At 39.0% G+C, this 3,961-nt stretch carries 4 protein-coding genes; 1 reads left to right on the plus strand and 3 read right to left on the minus strand.

Annotated elements, in window-relative coordinates:
- The first annotated feature begins 220 nt into the window (after positions 1 to 220).
- On the plus strand, positions 221 to 1,297 hold the full coding sequence (locus ACO4PX_RS09075) for a tyrosine-type recombinase/integrase (protein WP_485572343.1): 1,077 nt from the start codon (positions 221 to 223) through the stop codon (positions 1,295 to 1,297).
- Positions 1,298 to 1,394: 97 nt separating this feature from the next.
- Here ACO4PX_RS09075 and ACO4PX_RS09080 read toward each other — a convergent pair whose 3' ends face one another.
- The 3 genes from ACO4PX_RS09080 to ACO4PX_RS09090 all read right to left on the minus strand — a co-directional run.
- Positions 1,395 to 1,802, minus strand: a complete 408-nt coding sequence (locus ACO4PX_RS09080; protein WP_448972787.1) for a hypothetical protein — start codon at positions 1,800 to 1,802, stop codon at positions 1,395 to 1,397.
- A 66-nt stretch (positions 1,803 to 1,868) separates the two neighbouring features.
- Positions 1,869 to 2,576, minus strand: a complete 708-nt coding sequence (gene lexA, locus ACO4PX_RS09085) for a transcriptional repressor LexA (protein ID WP_308580402.1) — start codon at positions 2,574 to 2,576, stop codon at positions 1,869 to 1,871.
- A gap of 215 nt (positions 2,577 to 2,791) precedes the next feature.
- A partial coding sequence (locus ACO4PX_RS09090; protein WP_485572344.1) for a POT-type proton-dependent oligopeptide transporter occupies positions 2,792 to 3,961 on the minus strand: 1,170 nt, incomplete at its 5' end.

Raw genomic sequence — 3,961 nt, forward strand, 5'->3', positions numbered from 1 at the left:
GATGAAAAGATAAATAACTATTCGCTAAACTCTTGTTTAACGAATAGTTATTGCTTTTTAAAAAGGGATTATGCTATAATCTGGTAAAACTAAGATGCAACGGCTTGAATATGGCTTTGGTATCTATCAAATTTGAATTCAAGCTAAAACGATTTACTCTGTATTGATTATGGAGAAAAAACCTTATTAGAGTGAATAAAATTATTAGAGAGAATAAGTTATGCCATTACAATATCATTTAGAATTAGACAAACAGAATACTTTAAAGCTTAGACAGCTACAAAAGGATTTGCCGGCCTTTTGTGCTTCTTTTTTTCGCGGTATCGATCAAGTTACTTCCTCTAGAACCAAGATTGCTTATGCCTATGATTTAAAGGTCTTTTTTCAATTTTTAATAGAGGAAAAAAAGCTTCGTTCCGATATTTATGCCTTTGAGGCAAGGGATTTGGATCGTTTATCCCTGGTGGATTTAGAGGAATATATGGAATTTTTGAAATATAGAACGAAGAAAAAGACCGGTAAAGAGGGACAAATTGAGGAAGTTGAAGTTTTAAATCATAACAAGAGCATTAAAAGAAAAATTTCCAGTTTAAAAAGTTTTTTTGGCTATCTTTATAAAACAGAACAAATTAAGGAGAATAAGACTGCTCTTCTCTCCTTGCCAAAGCTTTCTCAGGAAGAGATTGTTCGCATGGATCAGGGAGAAGTTGCACAGTTTCTGGATCAGGTAGAGTCCGGAGAAGATTTAAGCAAAAAGGAAAAGCTCTATCATGAGAAGAATCAAGTAAGGGACCTGGCTATAATGCAGTTAATGCTGGGGACAGGAATCCGTGTGTCGGAATGCGTGGGTTTAAACTGCTCCGATGTGGATTTTCAAAACAATGCCATTCGTATTCACAGAAAGGGAGGCAAGGAAGTTTCCATTTACTTTTCCGATGAAGTGGAACAAGGTTTAAGGGCTTATATGGAGGAAAGAAAGGGGAAAATACCGGCTTCAGGACATGAAAATGCTTTGTTCCTATCTTTACAAAATAAAAGAATGTCTGTGCGAACTGTGGAATTGATGGTGAAGAAATATGCACAAAAGGTAACTCCCCTTAAACATATTACTCCGCATAAATTACGAAGCAGCTATGGTACCAATCTATACCAGGAAACCGGAGATATTTATCTGGTTGCGGATGTTCTGGGGCATAGTGACGTAAATACCACCAAAAAGCATTATGCGGCTTTGGAAGAAGAAAGACGCCGTAGTGTCAGAAATCTGATAAGACTCAGAAAAGAAGAAGGGGAATAAGAACAGAGTAAGAATAGAGTAAGAACAGGAATAAGAATTGGAATAAGAATTGGAATAAGAATTGGAATAAGAACAGAGTAAGATTGAAAAGAGAAGACTAAAAAAAAGCCTTCTCTTCTTCTGTCCAACGTCCTTCTTCCTTGTATTTCTTCACTCTTCTTTGATAAGAACGCAGAGGAAGCCCGGAATACAGGGCTGTTTCTTTACTGTTATGCTCTTTACGATAAAGATAAACTGCCCCGATACTCTTATGGGTGCCGTATTCCCGTTTTTTCCCCGCATCTCTCTTCATATGCTTTAGAGATAACTCTATGCTACAGGAACATTGCTTGTCATCCTTTAAATTACCCAGACGCAGCTTCACACCTTGCTTTTCCAGATGGCTATTCAGTTGTAGGAATTCTTTCTGTAGTTTCTGAAATTCTTCCTCTCCGGCTTTACAGCTGATGGAAAAGCTTTCTTTTAAAAATTGACCGATGCCCGGTTCGGACCATTTTTCCAGCATTTTATTCCTCAAAAAAACGACAATATTAATTTAGACGTATCTATTAAACAGCTTATAGCGTATAGCTTATAGTCCAACACGAATCAGCCCAATGGCCTTTCCTAGAATCTGACAGTCATTAACAATGATATCTTCCATTGTATCATTCTCCGGCTGTAGGCGGATATATCCTTTTTCTTTGTAGAAACGCTTAACGGTAGCACTATCCTCTACCAAAGCCACCACAACCTCACCATCGCTGCAGGTATTTTGCTTTGCAACCATCAGATAGTCTCCGTCGAAAATACCTACATTAATCATGGAATCTCCCTTTACCTTCAGAATAAAGGTCTCCTGATTCGGTAAAATCTCTGTAGGCAGGGGAAAATGGTCGCTAACATTCTCTTCGGCAAAAATAGGTGTACCTGCGGCTACGGTACCGATTACCGGTACGGACACCATTTCCTTCATACTTTCTTCAACAGGTGAGCTATGTACGGGAGAAAACTCCTTTGTTTTACTGCTTTTAGAGGCTTTTCCACTATGGCTATGGCTTTTGTCCAAGATTTCAATGGCTCTGGGATGGGATGGATCCTTACGGATCAGTCCGGCCTGCTCCAAGTCATTTAAGTAACTAAAAACGCTGGAAGTGGACTTTAAACCGACCTCTGTGCAAATATCTCTAACAGAAGGCGGATAGTTTCTAATCTGAACACATTCTTTAATGTAGTTGTAAATCGCTAATTGCTTCTCTGTTAAATTATCTTTGCTTGGTACTTTTCTTGGTCTTCCCATCCTGGCCTCTTTTCTTAGAATTTAAAATTTATAAAAGTATAGCATATTCTTTCTTTTTATGCAAACGTTTGTACGAAAAAATCTCCGATATTTCCTGACTCATAGAAGTCTTTGAAATATCGGAGATTCGTATTAATTAGGGTTACTTTCCTTATAAAGCTTTATGCTTGATTTTATGACAGTTCACTGAGAGATGAAAAGAGTCATTTTTAAAGCTATTCTGCTGTCTCTGTTGCTGCTTCTTCTGTGCTTAACTTGTCTACAGCAATCAGCTTCTCAATAAAGGGCATAATCACCAACATAACTACACCGCTGATGATAAGGGCTGCACCTAAGATATTCAGAATCTTTCCATATCCCCAATCCTTAGCTACCGCTACCAGATATCCGGAAGCAATACCGGAGAAGGTATAGGTTAAATACCATACACTCATAGCCAGGGAGGAGAAACGCTCCGGAGTCAGCTTGTTAAACAAAGCCATACCTACAGGAGATACCAAGAGTTCTCCTACCGTTAAAATGGCATAAGCAAGAAGCATATACCAAAGATCCATCTTTACCGTCTTATCCAATACACCATGTAAGGTATTGAAACCGAGTAAAATGATATAGAAAGCAAGACCGGTAATAATCATTCCCACAGCCATCTTTAAGCTTACAGGAGGATCCATCTTCTTCTGAGAAAGAGTCATCCAAAGATTTCCAAGAAGCGGAGCAAGAATAATACATAAAATTCCGTTAAAGGAAATCAACCAAACCACAGGCACATGGAAGCCGCCTACATTAAGGTTAACATAATCATTTGCCAGGGTATTGATGGTATAAGAAGTCTGGAAGTACACTGTCCAGTATACGGTTACCAGGATGAAAATAATACCCATACCCACCAAACGTGTTTTCTCCACCGGACTAAACTTGAATTCTACCTTCTGCTTCTCTTCTTTGTTAGCGCCCTTTGCATTTGCGGGGTGCTTTCCTACCTCTCCTAACCACTTCGGAATTAAAACAAGGAAGATCAGGAATACGATAAACATACCGATGGCAACCATCAGGTAAGCATACTTGTATCCGTATCTAACGATATTACCCTCTGCATCCTTCACAGCCATCCAGTGGTCTGTAAGAAGTCCTCCGAAAATCGGTCCAAAGAAGCTTCCGATATTTACCGCCATGTAGAAGATACCGTAGGCTGCATCCTTTCGGGCATGCTCTTTATTGGAGTAAAGCATACCTACAATGGCTGTTAAGTTGTTGTTCATAAAAGCCATGGAGCACATGTTAATTACGATACCCACAATAATCATGGGAACATGGGGGGTAAAGAAGAAGAAAATGGCATAGGCAACACTCTGTAAAAAGAATGCCATAATCATCGCTTTCTGCAT

The sequence above is a fragment of the Oribacterium sp. genome, from assembly GCF_057249185.1.